This window comes from Mucilaginibacter sp. (genome assembly GCF_965200995.1).
Lineage (GTDB): Bacteria > Bacteroidota > Bacteroidia > Sphingobacteriales > Sphingobacteriaceae > Mucilaginibacter.
Window position 1 is genome coordinate 3,588,790 of sequence record NZ_OZ241743.1, and the last position, 16,925, is coordinate 3,605,714.

Sequence of the window (16,925 nt, forward strand, 5' to 3'; positions counted from 1 at the left end):
CAACCTCCGCTATAATTCTGCATTTTTGCAGTGATGATTTCAAAAGAACAGATTACCGCCGATTATCAGTCAATTCAGGTCGAAATCTGCACCGGGTTAGAGCAGATGGATGGAAAGGGGCGGTTTGAGCAGGAATTGTGGGAGCGTGAAGGCGGCGGGGGCGGCCGTACCCGTATCATGCAGAATGGTAACGTTATTGAAAAGGGAGGCGTTAATTTTTCGGCTGTTCACGGGCATTTGCCGGAAGCATTAAGAAAAGCGTTAAAGGTGGAGCACGATGATTTTTTTGCCACCGGCGTATCTATTGTAATGCACCCCAATCATCCGCTTGTGCCCATCATTCATATGAACATCAGGTATTTTGAACTACCTTCTTCTTTTACCGGGGGTAGCGAGCCGGTGCGCTGGTTTGGCGGCGGCATTGATGTAACGCCGCATTATATTTTTGATGATGACGCCCGCTTTTTTCACTCGAATTTGAAAAAGGCTTGTGATGCTTATGATCCTGGTTATTATCAGCGGTTTAAAGAATGGGCGGATAGTTACTTCTTTATCAAGCACCGCAACGAAACCCGTGGCATAGGCGGCATATTTTACGACCGCCTGACGCCCAATGAGGCACAGAACTGGAATGATGTTTTTGAGTTCACTAAAACGATAGGCCGATCTTTTTTACCCATCTATACCGAGTTGGTAAGCCGTAACAGGAATAAACCTTTTACCAATGATCAACAGCAATGGCAGTACCTGCGTAGAAGCCGTTATGCTGAATTTAATCTGGTATATGATGCAGGTACCAAGTTTGGCCTGGAAACCAACGGCCGTATAGAATCTATACTGATGAGTATGCCGCCAACGGCAAAGTGGATATATGATTTTAAACCCACAGCTGGCAGCGAAGAAGAACGAACGCTGAACTTATTAAAAAAAGGAGTTAACTGGGCCGGGTAAAGCCCATATTATGTCACATAAATATCTGATGATGAACAAAAGATGCCTTTTATTTGCCGGATTTATACTTTTGTTCTTCAATCTGGCGCTGTTTAAAGGCCCTACACTAAAAGGAACATGGGAGTACAAAGGCGGAATATATAATGGCAAAGCATCGCCTGCGCCCTCCGGTTACCAACTGCAACGAAAATACACAAAGACAACATTTGAAACGTTTTTGCTTGAACCCGATACGATGCCTCAACGGTTTCAGATCAGCAATTATTTACTCACCGCAGACAGTTGCATTGAAACTGAAACGTTTAGTAAAATTCCATCTAAACTTACCAATATTCCAGTGCATTATGCATATACCCTGCGCCAGGACACGCTTACTTTAACCGGAATGATACCCACAGGTATGCAGGTTAAAGAGTATTGGGTAAAAATAAAGTAGCATAGCTATAAATGGTAACCATAATACCGGGTGATTGATATCAGATGCTCAGCAATACTCATCTTTACTACTTGCGTTTAATTATATGACTCCGACAGCACTTATATTTCGCCTGATCATAAAGATCAATTTAAGTAGATAGATAAGGGTATAGTACAGGGGGGCTCCTTTGCCTACCGGCACTAACTGAATACATCAATAACTGACAATGCGGTAACCCTTCACAAAACCAGGCTTCTAACTATTCGAAAAAAAGAAGGGATATTACCATTGTTTGTGGTGTAATGAGGCCTGGTAAATAAGTTTATCCGGTATATTATTGCAGGTTGTTAGTGCAATGTTAATAACTCAATGAATATCCCCGTTTATACGCCTTTCGAGGTACCGGGATGTTAGTAAAAAGCTATATTTTATAGGTAAAAATGCGTATATTCGCGGGTTATTATCTGTATCGCAAGAACAGATTTAGATAAATTCATTCTGTTAAATTTTTAGTTGATGGCTGAAGATCATTCACAACCGGAAGACCGGATTATTTCCATAAATATTGATGAAGAAATGCGATCTGCCTACATTGATTATTCAATGTCGGTGATTGTATCACGCGCACTGCCCGATGTTCGCGACGGACTGAAGCCGGTGCACAGGCGTGTATTGTTCGGCATGCTCGATCTGGGCCTAAACAACAATAAGCCGCACAAAAAATCAGCTCGTATTGTAGGTGAGGTGTTAGGTAAATACCACCCGCACGGCGATAAGTCGGTTTATGATACCATGGTGCGTATGGCACAAGACTGGAGCCTGCGTTACCCCTTTGTTGACGGCCAGGGCAATTACGGTTCCATAGATGGGGATGAGCCGGCAGCCATGCGTTATACCGAAGCCAAACTGCAAAAGATAGCAGAAGAAATGTTAGCCGATATCAATAAGGATACGATTGATTATCAGCTGAATTTCGATGATTCGCTGGAAGAGCCTACTGTTTTGCCGGCAAAGATTCCCAACCTGCTGGTAAACGGCGCTTCAGGTATTGCGGTAGGTATGGCCACTAACATGGCCCCACACAACTTAACTGAGGTTATTAATGTTACCATTGCTTATATAGATAACCGGCAGATTGAAATCAGCGAAATGCTGCGGCTTATTAAAGGCCCGGATTTTCCTACAGGTGGTATCATTTATGGCGTAGAGGGCGCGCGCGAGGCATTTGAAACCGGCCGTGGCCGGATTGTGCTGCGGGCAAGAGCCGAAATAGAAACCTACAACGGTGATCGTGAACGTATCATCGTTACAGAAATGCCCTACCAGATCAACAAAGCGCAGATGATTGAGCGCACTGCGGAGCTGGTAAATGAAAAGAAGATTGAAGGCATTTCGGCTATCAGGGATGAATCCAACCGTGAAGGTATCCGTGTGGTTTATGAGATAAAGCGTGATGCCAATGCTTCCATTGTTTTAAACAATCTTTACAAATACACTTCGCTGCAAACCTCTTTCAGTGTAAACAACATTGCGCTGGTACATGGCCGCCCAATGCTGCTGAACCTGAAGGATATGATTCATCACTTTGTAGAGCACCGGCACGAAGTGGTGGTGCGCCGTACCAAGTTTGAGTTGGCGGAAGCAGAAAAGCGCGCTCACATATTGGAAGGCTTGCTGATTGCACTGGATCATCTGGATGAAGTTATACAGTTGATCCGCAGTTCGGCAACACCGGAAGAAGCCCGTGACGGCCTGATGCAGCGGTTTGGCCTGAGCGAATTGCAGGCCCGTGCCATACTGGATATGACATTGCGCCGCCTTACCGGCTTGGAGCGCGATAAGATTAAAGAGGAATATGCCGAACTGATGAAGCAGATTGATTACTTAAAATCGATTTTAGCTGATGAAGAACTTCGGATGCAAATTATAAAAGACGAGCTGCTGGATGTGCAGAACCGTTTTGGCGATGAGCGTAAAACAGAGATCGTACACTCCGCTGCAGAGATGCAGACCGAAGATTTTATTGAGGATGAAGATGTGGTAATAACCATATCGCACGAAGGTTACATCAAGCGCACACCATTAACCGAATATCGCCGGCAGGCGAGGGGGGGTAAGGGTTCATTAGGCAGTAACAGCCGGGATGAGGACTTTATTGAGCACCTGCTGGTGGCCTCTAACCACAACTACATGTTGTTCTTTACCGAGGCCGGGCGTTGTTTCTGGCTTCGGGTGTTCGAGATACCGGAAGGTACACGTACTTCAAAAGGCCGTGCTATCCAAAACATCATCAACATCCCGAAAGAGGAGAAGATAAAGGCTTACATCAAGGTAGTTAACCTGAAAGATCAGGAATACCTTGAAAATAACTTTATTATTATGTGTACGGCTAAAGGCATCATCAAAAAAACTTCACTCGAAGCTTATTCGCGCCCACGTGCCAATGGTATCAACGCCATTAACATTAATGATGGTGATACCTTGCTGGAAGCTACGTTAACTACGGGCAGCAGCGAAGTGGTAATGGCACTGAGGTCGGGTAGGGCTATCCGCTTTAACGAATCAACCGTTCGGCCAATGGGGCGCACCGCAACAGGGGTAAGGGGCATTTCGTTAGAGAATGAAGAGGATGAAGTGGTAGGTATGATTGCCATTAACAACCCTGAAACTTCTGTACTGGTAGTATCAGAAAAAGGCTATGGTAAACGCACTGATATTGAAGATTACCGGGTAACCAACAGGGGCGGTAAAGGCGTTAAAACCATCAGCATTACCGAAAAAACCGGCAAACTTGTAGCTATAAAAGATGTTACTGATACTGATGATTTGATGATCATCAACAGATCAGGCATCATTATACGTATTGCCGTAAGTGAAATGCGTATTATGGGCCGTGCTACCCAGGGTGTACGTTTAATTTCATTAAAGGGTAATGACGAAATTGCTTCGGTAGCCAAGATTGAGCATAGCGAAGAAGAAGAACTGGAACAGAAACTGGAGGAAACCGGAATTATAAACGATTCTGCGCAGCCCGATATTGAGCCAGAATCTGAGGCTGACGCTAAGGATGAACCAAAGGATGAATAAAGATGTTATGGCTTAAAGCGTTTTCATTAACAGCCTTATTATTTACCACATCCACTGCTTTCTCACAGTCGGAAGCTTTAAAGTCGGTGGTAAATAATCTGGCTTTTTATCGGCAAAAAGCGGATCTTACTTACCTGAGCAAAGCTAAAAAATCGGTTGATAGCTTAATTGTGACCCGTGCCGATTCACAGAATTTACAAAAGAATGTATACAAGGCAGTTGTCTATTCAAGCATAGCCTATACGGATTCTTTAAACAAGCTGCAGCAACCCGCAAACTTTGTTGATGCAACTACTGCGCTTGTTGACCGCCTTTCTGCCCGCCAGCGTATTTATAAATATCAGAACGAAATTAGTTATGCCAAGCGCTGCTTGTCTAACGTATATATTAGGCAGGGCTTAGCGTGTGTTAACCATTCTGATTTCAACCTGGCTTTACGTAGTTTTCAGAAAGCAAAGGTGTATTTACCATCGTTCAGGCCATTAAATGCTTACATAGCTTATTCATACAGCAAAAGCGGAAAACTGCCAGAAGCGGTAAAGTCTTATGATGCACTTCTAAACAGCGATACTATTAAAGTTGAATATGTAGAGGCAGCGGCAGATTTATATAAGCAAATGGGCGATACAGCCAAAGCTTTAAGCGTGTTGGAGCGCGGCATTAAACAACTACCTTCAGAAAAAGGCTTACAACTGGAACAGGCTAATATTTACAGTAACCGAAAAGACTATAAATCACTTGAACCGTTAATACCCAAACTGCTGGATGCCAATCCCAACAGTGCTGAAACCGCATTTGCGGCAGCCAGTTGTTACGATAACCTGAATCGTACCGACCGGGCAATCTCTTTATACTTAAGATCCATTGAACTTGACAGTGCTGCTTATGCACCTGTATTTAATCTGGGGCTGCTATATTTAAAACAAAGCATAATAAAACCACAATCCGGTGGTTTAGAAAACATAAACAGGGCAGCCCAATGGCTGGAAAAGGCTAGTGAAATTTCGCCTAAGGATACCCGTTGCCTACAACTGCTTCAAGTAATTTACGCCAAAACCGGAAATAATGAGCAGTTAAACACAACCAATGAAAAGCTACATCAATTAATTTACTAAACATATGAAAACCAAATTTTTAATAGTCGGCCTGTTCGGCTTCATCTCGGCAAATGTTTTTGCCCAGAAATCAGAATTGAGCAATGCTCAAAATAAATTCGACGAATACGAAACTATGCGCGGCACACCTGCCATGGCCTCCAGGGCCACAACCAGTCTAACTGATGCCAAAACCTCAATTGACAAGGCTGCCGCTAATGAGAAAACTGCCGCCATGGCGCAAACCTATGCACTTAAAGGAGCAATTTATTCTTCATTAGCTTCAAAAGATACAGTTGCTACTACTGCAATGCCTTTGTTTACTACTGCAACTGATGCCTTGAAAAAGGCTCAGCAAGCCGATACTAAAGGTGAGTATAAAAAATTGATCAGTAATGCTAACCTTAACTTAGCGCAATACTCTTTAAATCAGGGTGTAAAGCAATATCAGGGCGGTATGTATGACCAGGCTTACAAATCATTCGATTATTATCGCACGGTATTGCCAGAGGATACAAATGCCATTTATTATACTGCGTTGTCTGCCTATAACGCAAAAAATTATGGGGCTGCTATTAGTAACTACAACAAATTAGTAACCACGAATTACTCAAAAAAAGGCGGGGCATATAATGATTTAGTTAATGCCTACCTGAATAATAAGGATACTACCGGTGCATTAAAAGTTATTAATGATGCATTGGTAAAATATCCTAACAATAATGATTTACGCAGAACTGAGATTGAACTAAACTTGCAGCAAGGTAAACAACAGCAAACATTAGACAAAACTTTAGCTGCCATCAACAATGATCCTAAAAATAAATCATTGTATTATTACGCCGGTATAGCCTATACAGGTGTTGCAGAGGGTGCTAAGCCTGCCTCGGGTAAGGATGCAGCAGGTAAAGCTGCACTTATGCAAACTCGCAACGATAATTACAGTAAGGCTGCTGATATGTATAAAAAAGCATTGGAGATTGATCCGTCATGGTATGAGGCTAATTTGAATATGGGATATGTGCTTATGAGCCCTGCAATTGATATGTATAATGCAGCAAACAAAATAACGGCTCAGAAAGCTTACGATGCTGCAATGGTAAAGGTAAATGCTCAGGCCGATAAAGCTAAACCATACTTGGATAAAGCGCTCGCCAACAAATCAGATTCACAGGTTGCTTTAGCTAACCTGAAAAATTACTATATCATTAAAAAGGATAATGCACACGTTGCAGAAATGACCAAGCGTTTAGCAAGCGCTAAATAAATAGTAAGGCTCCTCAATAGGAGCCTTACTATTTAAACTATCTGTTTAACATAATGTTAATTATGAGACATGGAAAAAGTTGTAGTCAAAGTTCTTTGAAATCACTGAATTACAATAACAATAAAATTAACTGTGTCGTAAAAACATAATAATATTATTCCATCACTCAAAACAAACACTATGCAACTTGTGCGCATGACTTATGAAGGCCGCAAATATGATTTGGGCTATATCAGTCCGGTATACCTTGCCAATAGTCAATGGTTCGCGTTAATTCCGGCATTTTCCTACGCGCCGCCGTTTTTAGAGAAGTGTATAAAAAGTGCGCAATCTCGACTAATCAAACGGGCGAAGGAACATTTAAGGAATGGCGGCGAAATATTGCCGATGTGCAAGGGCTTACCGTTGGAGATAGCCCCGGTCTATCATGAAGCCGGCTAAACGTCGCACTTTTACAGCACCATAAAAACATTGTTAGGCCGTCCATAGTGGACGGCCTAACGCATTTACAACCCTTTTATTATCCTTATGAACCTTCAAACCCTGACCAAAAAACAGCAAGTAGCCGCTTACCTGACCAAAGATGATATCCGTATCATGCAGGAACGGCTCCAAAAACTGATTTTATTAACCCGGCAAAAACAGCAAAATATACTCAACAAGCTGGCTGCTAAAGAAATCACAAAAACGTTGGCCGCTAACGCCAATCGTGAATGCCGATTGACTTTAAAAGCCTGTGAGCTGGTATATTATACTGTCGCCAAAACATCAATTCACAATGGCAAACGTCCAAATTTTAGAAAAACCCTTAGCACTTAAGCCCGGCACTATCTGCTGGCTTAAAAAGGGATTATCCCGCTTGGTAATCCAAATCTTTTCAGACCTGAACGGCGTTATCGTATATACGTACCCGTTAAAACCCTACGACCAAATGCAACATCAGGCGGCTAAAGCTGACGTTTATCTCAAGCTGTCAGACTGTGAAAACTATACAGACCTGACCCTAAACAAAACTCCTAATGTCGCCTTCGACCGCTATTCTAAACAAAATCCTGAAAACAGAAGGATTTAAGGCAACTGCTTATGCCGATGGTATGACTAAAGGCGTACAGCTTTACAGTATCGGCTACGGTCATCAGATACAGCCCTCGGAGCAAACCTTAAAACGTTCCACTATTACCAAAAGCCAGGCATTGGAACTATTCAAAAAAGACAACGCCCAAATTATCGCAGCTCTGAACCAAAGCAAGCGCAAACTCAACCAAAATCAGTATGACGCGCTATTTGACTTTGCTTTCAACTGCGGTACCGGTGCGCTGTCTGCTGTGCTGGCCACCTGGAACGATACTGGTTCTATGGCTGCCGTAACCGCTCAAATGACGAAGTACAATAAGAGTACAAAAATCGTCAACGGAGTACCTACCAAAGTTGTTAATGATGCCCTTGTAGACCGGCGCAAGGACAATGTCGCTTTATTCAATAAGCCTTTTACAGCCCCTGCCCTATCTATTGCCGCAATAGTCGGCATCGCCGCGCTTTTCTTTCTGCGCGGTTAAAAAACCCACGACCATTTTTCCCCGCTTCGCTTAAGCACCAAAACTACCCCCAGAACAAAGCTGTGCTTTGCTGTCAAGGGGTCGTGGAATAAATAGTGCAGCGTAGCGTAACGGTTTATGCCGCGAAAGCCCCTTTACTGCAATGCTAAGGCTTTGTTACCTTGTGCAGTGCGTAGCGGGGAAATGTGGTTTTTATTCATCCTTTAAACCCTTTAAAACCATGTACGTGTTACGTAAACAAATGCCATTTATGGCACCAAACACGCCTTTTTATAAGGCGCAAACCGCTCACCCGCATACCGCATCCGGTACATTTCAGATGTATCGTGCAAAGAAGTTCAGGTACTGGTTACCTGCGTTCATAGCAAATTTGCGCTTCAAGGGCGAAATCCATAAAGTCCACCCCGCACTATGTTAAAAGCAACTATTGATACCCTTAACCATCCGGTAACCCAAACGATTGCCGGAACTACTGTAACCGCAGCCGTAACGGCTACTGGTCCATCTGTGAGTCAACAAATCATGCACTACGCATTGGCGCTCACGCTGTCTCTTGTAACCCAATTAATCCTTAAACTACCCTCTATCATTTTTAAAACCAATGGCAACAACCAAAGCTACCAAAATCCCAACTTCCAGCCGCTCACCCAAACCAACCAAAACAGCGGCCAAAGCGACTCTGGAACCCGCGCCTGATAAGGTGCCGGTTCTTTCCGTTCCACCTCCTGAAATCGCCCGTCTGGCTTCTACTGCTCGTCGTATAAGAGAGGGAGCGCAAGAATTTGAATTGGTTACCAGTTTAAACCTGCGCCGCTCTATCATACCCGATGCTAAAGAGCCATTTCACCTTACCCTTTATATCACAAACGAAGACCATCGCGCGTTGTCTCGTGCTGGTATTGGTTACGGTGTTACCGCCGATGAGTTGCTAAGGGGTTTGATTGCGCAGGAACTTGCAGCCCAAAACCCGTTCGCAAATCTCAAAAACTACCTACCGGCCTCGACTGATTGATGTAGCAAGTTTTATAACATGCTACATTCAGTCTAACCGGTTAGACTATTACCCTATAAACCCTTAATCATCCACTTACCCTAATGACCCTAATTAACTTATCGTATGTTAATCCTTTACATACTTATCTTACTTGGCTCAAACGCATTCTTCGCATATCTCGGCCTTCGTAAAGGCATGACTTATATTCTAAAATGTTACCATGATATGCAGTACCAATTTTACATGCGCTTATCTAACGGTGATATTGAAGGTGCCTTGGAGCATTCCAGTGATGCGCTGGAATTACTTCATCAATACATTCACACTCATGGCAAAGAAGACACGCACACCGACAAAAAAGAAAACGCCGCGTGTGCCACTGAAAACCAAAATTAAAAAAGTAAAAACCCGCACTATGGCTCGTTTCCGTCGTTCATTCGGCCGCCGTTCATTCGGCCGGCGTTCATTTTCTCGCCCCCGGTTTAATAACCGTCGTTCTTATTCTTCCTTTCCTCGTGTACCTTTTGTACCACGTAGGGCAAACAAACTTCTTATCCTTTTAGCCCTAATCGGCGGTGGCATGATATTTTTCAAAGATGCCTTACGTCCGATGATAGCTAAATTCAAGTCTAAAATGGCTTAACCTCTTTATCCCTTTTTTATTATGATAATTCGTAACGTAGAAAAACAAACCGAGGACTATAAGTCCATCACTTTAAACGCTTTGCGTGTTAAAGCCGTATTAGTTAACCCTAATGCAGACCCTTCAAACGCTGATATCGACTGGGAGGCAGTACAGGTAAAAGTTATCCTCCGCAGGGGTCAGGAAACCTTTGTAGTGATGCAGGACGATTTGAAAAAATTGGGCTTGGCCTCACAGGTTGACCGCTTCAATCAATTCGTATTCAGCCAGTCCACACAATCGGAATTGTTAGGCGGTGGTTCTGCTATGCTGGCCTTCAAAATTCCGTTTGGTGGTGCTATTTGTCTTAAAGGCGATGACTACTTGCACGTTGAAATCAACAACCTTAAAGGTTTGTTTACCCCTTCCATTGCAGCTACCAGTTACATTGAAGTAACGCCTAACAAATGTGTAGCTTATGAAACCTGCATTCCATCTATTAAAACGATGGTGATACAGGCAGGCGAAAGTAGCCGCCGTTATGACCTGGGCGATAACGTTACTAAAGCGGTATTTCTGAACTATGATAAAGAAGATTTCAAAACACCTGTTATTGCAAATCTGACTATTAATTCAGACCGTTTTAATGAGGACTTTACGTTTCAGGATTTAATACTGGACAAAACAGACCGTTACCATATTCAGGCCGCCGACCCCACAAAACTGGACGTTGCCGACCGCATTCAGAAAGACCAGTGCTTTGTGGTGCTGGACGGTCAGGAATATGACCAGGTAAGTTTGAACGTCAAGTTCAATTCCGCAAACGTAGCCGCCTCCCAAAACTATATTGTGTACTGGGATTTTTATACCAGCCCTGAAATACTGCAAAAGGCGGCTGAAAAATCTGTAAAGCACAGTAATGAGGCTGCGGATAAAATCCAAAACCAAAAACCAAAGTCTTAAACTTTCGACTATGTCAATCTTTAGTAAAATACTCAAAGGAGTTGGCGGCGTAGCGTTAGGAGCCGCAAGCGGTATTGTAAGTACCGCAAGTGGCGGCGTAATTAATCCTAAAGAAATCATAAGCGGTTTAAAGAGTAAACCGCAGGAAGCGCAAGGCGCAATGGTTGTACAGCCGCAAGGCTCGACCGTTGTACAGCCTGCCGAACGTTCCGGCCTGCAGAAAGTGCTGGATAGCATCGTGGGCGCCGTTAACAGCATGAATCCGCATGTAACGGTAACCGCAGACCAGCAACAAGCCGATAACTTTGGCAAGTATGCGCTTATCGGCGGTGGCGCTCTTTTGCTTATGATGTTATTTTCCAATAATCGCCGCTAATTCACCATTTAAGCCCGGTAATTTCTACCGGGCTTTTCCCTTAAACCTATTTATTAAATGCAACTATTAAACTTTGTAATTGAGACTATTGAGCGTGTTGCTCCAATTACTCCTACAGACAAAACGCATATGCAGTCTAAAGCCTCGGTTGACTATGACCGCGAAGTAAAGACTGCGAGCGATAAAAAGGAACTCGGTGAGGATTTGAATATTAAAGACAAATTCTTCCTGTTTATTGATGGTGGCTATGGCCGTATGCTATTGGCTATTCTCTTTCCGTTTGTCTGTAATTTCTTAACCCGTATGCTTGACCCCGGTGACCCCCACCCGGATGATGTCGAGGCAGACGAAACCCGTTAACCATGTTTGAGGGCAATATATCGGGCTTTCTCGGTATGAGTAATAAGTCCGATGGTATTGGCGAAGCATCCGGCAGTTATGGGGGCGGTTATGACCAAAGGCGCAAATCAGTAAGAAATCACTTTATAAAGACTGGCTACAAAGCGCATAAAGGCATAAACCTTGACCCCGAAACTGGCGAGATACTCGACTATGTACCACCCAAAAACGTAAAAAATCCCTATTCAAAAATGGCCTATGCAAAACGTTATTATAACAAAGCTGCCGGGTTAAAGCTGCCAAACATTAACCCCTCGCAGGTTATCAACCTGGCTATTTGTGCGGCTATTGGTTATGGTGGTTATATCTTGTATAATAAGATATTAAAACCGCTTGGCAATTCGCCTATTGAAGATGCCAAAGACAAGGCGGAAGCTGCTATTGGCGGTGCCTACGTCGATACCACTGCGTCAAAAGTTACTGTTAACAATACAGTTACCAATGCTTTGGCAAAGTCAGGTTTAAAAGTTACTACCGCTCATCAGGGCTACGCAAATACCTTACATGATTTGATGAACTCGGCTTTCGTGGACGAAGACAAGATTATCAAAACTATAAAAGGTATGGCAGCGCAAACTTTCCAGCTTACAGCATCTGCTTACGGTACTCGTAATTTAAACACTTACGCAAAATCACCTACTCACCTGTTAACTGTATCTGCTTGGTCTGATTTGTTTTCATCTGATAAGCTCGTTGGTACTTTGAAAACTCATTTGCAGATAGTCTTATCTGAAAGTGAGCAAAAACAGATTAGTCAGTGGCTTTCAATTATTAATTAACCATGATACAAGCCATAGACACCCAAACCCAGCTCTTTGTAAAAGGCACGGATTACGGTTCAGAAGAGTATATCAAGCAACTTTTAACGGAATCAGACCGAAAGAAACTGTTAGCCCTCTACCCCTATGTAGGCGTTATCAGTTATCCTTCGGACGACTTTTTGAACCGCAATTTAGCCTTGGAACAAACCCGTCAATTTGCTGCTATGACGTATGTCGGGCACCTGGAATTTTTACTTCCGGTACCGACTTCCGAACATAGCGGCCAAATGTCGATTTCAATCGTATCGTTTAATTTGGATGGTAAACCTCGTCAATTCATGCAGGTATGTCAGCCAAACCAAACCGATACGGTTGGTAACAAATTTATTGACTTTGCCTTAACCCTGTACCCGAACGCAAATCATCATTTACCCTTTAACCGTCACGCGCTGCATATCTTAAAAGATATATCTGTAACAGGTGCAGCGTACCAGGTTAAAGTAGATGGTGGTTTTCAGGCACAACCCGGAGCTTTTACGCCAACGGTTGAGTTTGAAGTGTCAGTATCAGGGTATGAGGCACAACAACAATAACCATGCGAACCATTGCACATTATTTAAAATCCTCGTTCGATGGTGGTGTAACAGAAGCGGCTCCGGCCGCTCCTGTTAACCCTACCGACCCGCCTGCTCAACAAAAAGCATGGCGGCCAAAAAAGAGTAGCGTAACCTGCGTACTGGATGCAAACCAAAAAAATACGGGCTATGCGCACGTAGGTATATTAGAGGAGTTTTACTCCGTATCACAGGAACCCACTGGGCTTGTAAAAGACAATGTTCCATCCGATGTCAACTATTACCCTGACTACCTCGATGCGAATACCTGCCCGGTATACGTTTCACCTGCGCCTGACAGTACGGCGAAACTCTTTACGAACGGTCAAACCTCTGCACAAGTACACCTTAATGATGCGACAAATAACCATGTCTATGATTTAAACGGCACAACGCAAACTGCGGAGATTTACTCCGGTACTTACAGCATCCGCGTAGTGCCTGCAAATCAGCAAAATGGTCAGTGTCGTATCAAGGTGAACGACCTTGCAGAAGTGGTTTGCCCTGCTAACCAAACTCGCTACTTCCCTAATGTGGCCTCTCCTATTTCCGTAACCATTTACCCCGTTTAATTTATGATCGTAGATTTAGGTAATGCCCCGGTAACTCCGGCTTCTATTGCTGCGGCTATTGCTGCCGCTAAATTACAGGCGGTTGATGACTATCTTATTGCGCATCCCCCTATCCAAATCCTTTCAACTTTTACTGTTGCAAACTCTACGGACTCGGATATTATTTTGCGCTGTAATTATATGCCCGGCAACTTCTTTGTTCCTGATGTTGTTTTATCTCGAAACAATTCCAAAACCTTCTCTAATGCTTTCTTCGATACTCCGGGCGTTAATGGTTTAAAAATTCAGATGTCAACTTCACGGACTTGGTTATTGAGCACTTATAGCCGGGTTTTGCTGTCTCCTGACGGTGATGGACACATTTACAAAGCTGACCCGACTAATGCTCATGATTTTATTCCTGTTTTTAACCTGGGTGATTTACCTGTAACCAATCCTACAGAAGTTGTCATTGTTATTACTAACGTTTAACTTATGGATAGACAAACATTCGATTTGCAGCTTAAAGCCGCTGCCGAAGCGAACAAGTTCAAAGTAGACCATGATTATATAGTTTTTGACAAAACTGCTAATCTTGACTATCAGATACTCCCACACTTCAAGCTGCGTGAGCTGCTGACAAAAAATGTACTTAAAAGCCACACCGAACTCAACCTGAACCTGCTGGTACAGCTCGAAAATGTTCGCGCTGCTTTCGGTCATGAAATCTCCATTCGACAAAGTTACACAGGTGGTTTCCACCTGTTGACTTTCGGAGCGCATGACAGCGAAGCATACCAATACGGCGAAGCGTTCAGTTTAGGTGTGGACGAAAAGTACAATGCCGATTTAGAAAAGGCGATAAACAGCGTAATCCCTCCAACCTCCGGCGAAGTCGGGTTGTATAAATGGGGCGCTCATATCGCCTGGAATAAAACGGTAAAGCGATGGGACACCCGTCAAACTCAAACACAAACTCAAATTCTTAAAGACTTATTTACAAAAAACAGCATGAAAAACTTGTTAGTATTAGGCGCCGCTGGTGCCGCTGTATGGTTCTTCTTCATCAGAAAGAAGTAATTCTAAAAAACAGCTGGAAAACTACAACTTTAGTTTAACCTCAAAAGCGCGGGTAATTACCCGCGCTTTTTATTTACCCTCTAAATCCTTTTACGTGAAACTATTCCGACTATTCCCCGGTGTTTTAATTATTGCCTTTATTTTTGCCGTCTTTCGCAAAAAACAAAATCCCGCTCCTGAACGGTTTAGCACTTTCCTTGATGCTCTACCCGGTTCGTTTATGACACAAGGTAAACTTTCATGCGGTACTTCTTATAATACTTATCTTGCCTGTAAACGTGGCATTTCGTTTGATTTCTGTTTCTTTCTTGGTTGTGTTCCTGAAACCTTTTATCTTGTTGATATAAGACAGCTTCCTAACTTTGACCCTTTGCGCGGTGAAAGTATTTACGAACTCTGTGATCCCTGTAGCTGCTACTCTATTAATTCTTTGCTCTCTGCAACTTCCCTTGCCCAGATTAAAGCTATTTCTTACGGCTTTAAAATTTATTTGGAAACCGTTAACACTCCCATTAATAATGATTAAAGAATACTTACATCCCGCATCTATACCAGAAAACTTTAATCTACTACGTGTTTTCTATCATGGTCAAATCACGCAATGTAGTGAAGAGATTATCCGCTTTGATCTATCACAAGTAGATACCGAAATCCTTGACCATTTGGCAAAAGCCTGTGTCTTTGAGTGCCTTGCACGTGCCGGATGCGCTTATGAGTATACCGCAATGGAACGCAAACATGGTGTAGGCATTGATTATTTCAAAGCCCTTAAAATGGCTGCGGACAAAGGTAAAACGATTATAAGCACCGATACGGCCAAAGAAAGAGAACGGGCAGGCATACAATTAAATCTATATGCCAAATGATTGACACCATAAATTTTAGATTAAAAAATGTCAGTAGTTATCCTACCATCAAAAACCAATACGAAAGGACGACCCAAACGGGGCGTACTGATATGTACATTAATGAAGATACCGGCGAAATTACTGGTAGCAATAAAATACGCGCTATACTGCATCATGATAGCGATAATATTATGCCACTTAGCAAGCGTGATAGTTTGTTTATTGCCTCCAGCCATTATAGTGTATCTTATCATTACGTTATCGCCAAAGATTTGATAGACTTTAACTTTGCGATACCTAAATATCTGTATGGCACCAATATATTACAGTTCATACAGTATTATGACCAAACCCCGCAAACGATTTATAAACAGCTAATCAGCTTCGTCAAAACGTTTTGCAAAAAGCATTTCTCTGACCCGGTCAAAATGACCGATATAGAAATTACCCGCTTGGACTTCTGCTATAATCAATTTTTCCCCTCTCAATATGATGCGCTTAACTACCTCGAAGAACAAAAGGAACTGCTTACAAAATATGCCCGTAGTTCCACTAACAAATACAAGTCATGGGACACCAGCTTTATGTATGTTACTGGCCGTTACTCGTTCAAAGTATATCATAAAGGCACCGAGTTTAAGCGCAATGACCGCAAGGAATTACAAAAGAAAAACCCTACGGGCGAAAATTTAGACCACCTGCAAAGCATGGCCGACCGTATACTGCGGTATGAAGTAACCTTTCGTAAATCCCAGTTTGATTATCTTTTTAGGCAGCATGATCTGCATAAAGACTATATCCCGCACAATGATGCGTACTTCAAAGTATTAGCAAAAACTGATAAAGCTTATCTCCAAAAGAATATGGACTTTATCAATCGTGGCAAAACTTACGTTCTGAAAGATAATAACCTTGACCACGTGTTGAACACTCGTGAAGTGGTGTTCACTTACAAACTGTTCCACCTGCTGTATGAGTTCTTTTGGCAAAAAGTAAAGGACTACCAACTGAAGGTTAAATATAGCGTTACCGACGTTATTAAAAAGGTTGATGCGCTTAACGACCTCCGGGATAAAATAACATTGGATAGAAAAGAGTTAAGGCGCAAAAACAGCTTTAATAAACCAATGATAGTAACCTTGACTCTGCTTAGTCAATATTACAGCCTGGATGAACTCGGCAAATCCGGCCTGCTGCCGCGCTCGACTTTTTATCATTATAAGGATAAGCTAAAGCAGGTCGGTGTAGATAGTGAAAGCAGGTTATCGGATATGCCGCCTCCGGCACTTGACTATCAGCAATATAAATTCTATTTTGGTAGGCACCATTTAAAATAACTTTATT

22 protein-coding genes are annotated in these 16,925 nt (G+C 42.8%); all 22 read left to right on the top strand.

Going from position 1 to position 16,925, the window contains the following annotated elements; translation table 11 throughout:
- The first annotated feature begins 33 nt into the window (after positions 1-33).
- The 22 genes from hemF to ACY652_RS16820 all read left to right on the top strand — a co-directional run bounded on the left by hemF (position 34) and on the right by ACY652_RS16820 (position 16,918).
- On the top strand, positions 34-951 hold the full coding sequence (gene hemF / locus ACY652_RS16715) for an oxygen-dependent coproporphyrinogen oxidase (RefSeq protein ID WP_462265523.1): 918 nt from the start codon (positions 34-36) through the stop codon (positions 949-951).
- A 10-nt stretch (positions 952-961) separates the two neighbouring features.
- Positions 962-1,387, top strand: a complete 426-nt coding sequence (locus ACY652_RS16720; RefSeq protein WP_462265524.1) for a hypothetical protein — start codon at positions 962-964, stop codon at positions 1,385-1,387.
- 498 nt (positions 1,388-1,885) lie between these two features.
- Positions 1,886-4,456: a DNA gyrase subunit A gene (gyrA, locus tag ACY652_RS16725; RefSeq protein ID WP_462265525.1), complete on the top strand. Its 2,571-nt coding sequence runs from the start codon at positions 1,886-1,888 to the stop codon at positions 4,454-4,456.
- 2 nt (positions 4,457-4,458) lie between these two features.
- Positions 4,459-5,571, top strand: a complete 1,113-nt coding sequence (locus ACY652_RS16730) for a tetratricopeptide repeat protein (RefSeq protein ID WP_462265526.1) — start codon at positions 4,459-4,461, stop codon at positions 5,569-5,571.
- Between the two features lie 214 nt (positions 5,572-5,785).
- On the top strand, positions 5,786-6,817 hold the full coding sequence (locus ACY652_RS16735) for a tetratricopeptide repeat protein (RefSeq protein WP_462265527.1): 1,032 nt from the start codon (positions 5,786-5,788) through the stop codon (positions 6,815-6,817).
- Positions 6,818-6,997: 180 nt separating this feature from the next.
- On the top strand, positions 6,998-7,258 hold the full coding sequence (locus ACY652_RS16740; RefSeq protein ID WP_462265528.1) for a hypothetical protein: 261 nt from the start codon (positions 6,998-7,000) through the stop codon (positions 7,256-7,258).
- A gap of 87 nt (positions 7,259-7,345) precedes the next feature.
- Positions 7,346-7,636, top strand: coding sequence for a hypothetical protein (locus tag ACY652_RS16745; protein WP_462265529.1), 291 nt, complete (start codon positions 7,346-7,348; stop codon positions 7,634-7,636).
- Between the two features lie 200 nt (positions 7,637-7,836).
- Positions 7,837-8,373, top strand: coding sequence for a lysozyme (locus ACY652_RS16750; protein WP_462265530.1), 537 nt, complete (start codon positions 7,837-7,839; stop codon positions 8,371-8,373).
- Between the two features lie 411 nt (positions 8,374-8,784).
- Complete coding sequence (locus tag ACY652_RS16755) at positions 8,785-9,069, top strand: hypothetical protein (RefSeq protein WP_462265531.1); 285 nt, start codon at positions 8,785-8,787, stop codon at positions 9,067-9,069.
- Positions 8,975-9,385, top strand: coding sequence for a hypothetical protein (locus ACY652_RS16760; protein WP_462265532.1), 411 nt, complete (start codon positions 8,975-8,977; stop codon positions 9,383-9,385). Before ACY652_RS16755 ends, ACY652_RS16760 begins: the two co-directional genes overlap by 95 nt.
- Positions 9,386-9,695: 310 nt before the next feature.
- Complete coding sequence (locus tag ACY652_RS16765) at positions 9,696-10,010, top strand: hypothetical protein (protein ID WP_462265533.1); 315 nt, start codon at positions 9,696-9,698, stop codon at positions 10,008-10,010.
- A gap of 21 nt (positions 10,011-10,031) precedes the next feature.
- Complete coding sequence (locus ACY652_RS16770; RefSeq protein WP_462265534.1) at positions 10,032-10,952, top strand: hypothetical protein; 921 nt, start codon at positions 10,032-10,034, stop codon at positions 10,950-10,952.
- Positions 10,953-10,962: 10 nt separating this feature from the next.
- Positions 10,963-11,328: a hypothetical protein gene (locus ACY652_RS16775; RefSeq protein ID WP_462265535.1), complete on the top strand. Its 366-nt coding sequence runs from the start codon at positions 10,963-10,965 to the stop codon at positions 11,326-11,328.
- Between the two features lie 57 nt (positions 11,329-11,385).
- Positions 11,386-11,688: a hypothetical protein gene (locus ACY652_RS16780; RefSeq protein ID WP_462265536.1), complete on the top strand. Its 303-nt coding sequence runs from the start codon at positions 11,386-11,388 to the stop codon at positions 11,686-11,688.
- Positions 11,689-11,690: 2 nt separating this feature from the next.
- On the top strand, positions 11,691-12,506 hold the full coding sequence (locus ACY652_RS16785; RefSeq protein ID WP_462265537.1) for a hypothetical protein: 816 nt from the start codon (positions 11,691-11,693) through the stop codon (positions 12,504-12,506).
- A 2-nt stretch (positions 12,507-12,508) separates the two neighbouring features.
- Positions 12,509-13,081, top strand: coding sequence for a hypothetical protein (locus ACY652_RS16790; protein WP_462265538.1), 573 nt, complete (start codon positions 12,509-12,511; stop codon positions 13,079-13,081).
- Between the two features lie 2 nt (positions 13,082-13,083).
- Positions 13,084-13,674 (top strand): hypothetical protein, encoded by a 591-nt coding sequence (locus ACY652_RS16795; RefSeq protein ID WP_462265539.1) that lies wholly within the window; start codon positions 13,084-13,086, stop codon positions 13,672-13,674.
- Between the two features lie 3 nt (positions 13,675-13,677).
- Positions 13,678-14,145 carry a hypothetical protein gene (locus ACY652_RS16800; protein ID WP_462265540.1) on the top strand — a complete coding sequence of 156 codons (468 nt, stop codon included), beginning with the start codon at positions 13,678-13,680 and terminating at the stop codon, positions 14,143-14,145.
- Positions 14,146-14,148: 3 nt separating this feature from the next.
- Complete coding sequence (locus ACY652_RS16805; protein WP_462265541.1) at positions 14,149-14,733, top strand: hypothetical protein; 585 nt, start codon at positions 14,149-14,151, stop codon at positions 14,731-14,733.
- 94 nt (positions 14,734-14,827) lie between these two features.
- Complete coding sequence (locus ACY652_RS16810; RefSeq protein WP_462265542.1) at positions 14,828-15,259, top strand: hypothetical protein; 432 nt, start codon at positions 14,828-14,830, stop codon at positions 15,257-15,259.
- Positions 15,252-15,599 (top strand): hypothetical protein, encoded by a 348-nt coding sequence (locus ACY652_RS16815; protein WP_462265543.1) that lies wholly within the window; start codon positions 15,252-15,254, stop codon positions 15,597-15,599. The genes ACY652_RS16810 and ACY652_RS16815 overlap by 8 nt, the downstream gene beginning before the upstream one ends.
- A complete protein-coding gene (locus ACY652_RS16820; protein ID WP_462265544.1) occupies positions 15,596-16,918 on the top strand; it encodes a phage/plasmid replication domain-containing protein in 1,323 nt (440 codons plus the stop codon). The genes ACY652_RS16815 and ACY652_RS16820 overlap by 4 nt, the downstream gene beginning before the upstream one ends.
- The last annotated feature ends 7 nt before the right edge of the window (positions 16,919-16,925 follow it).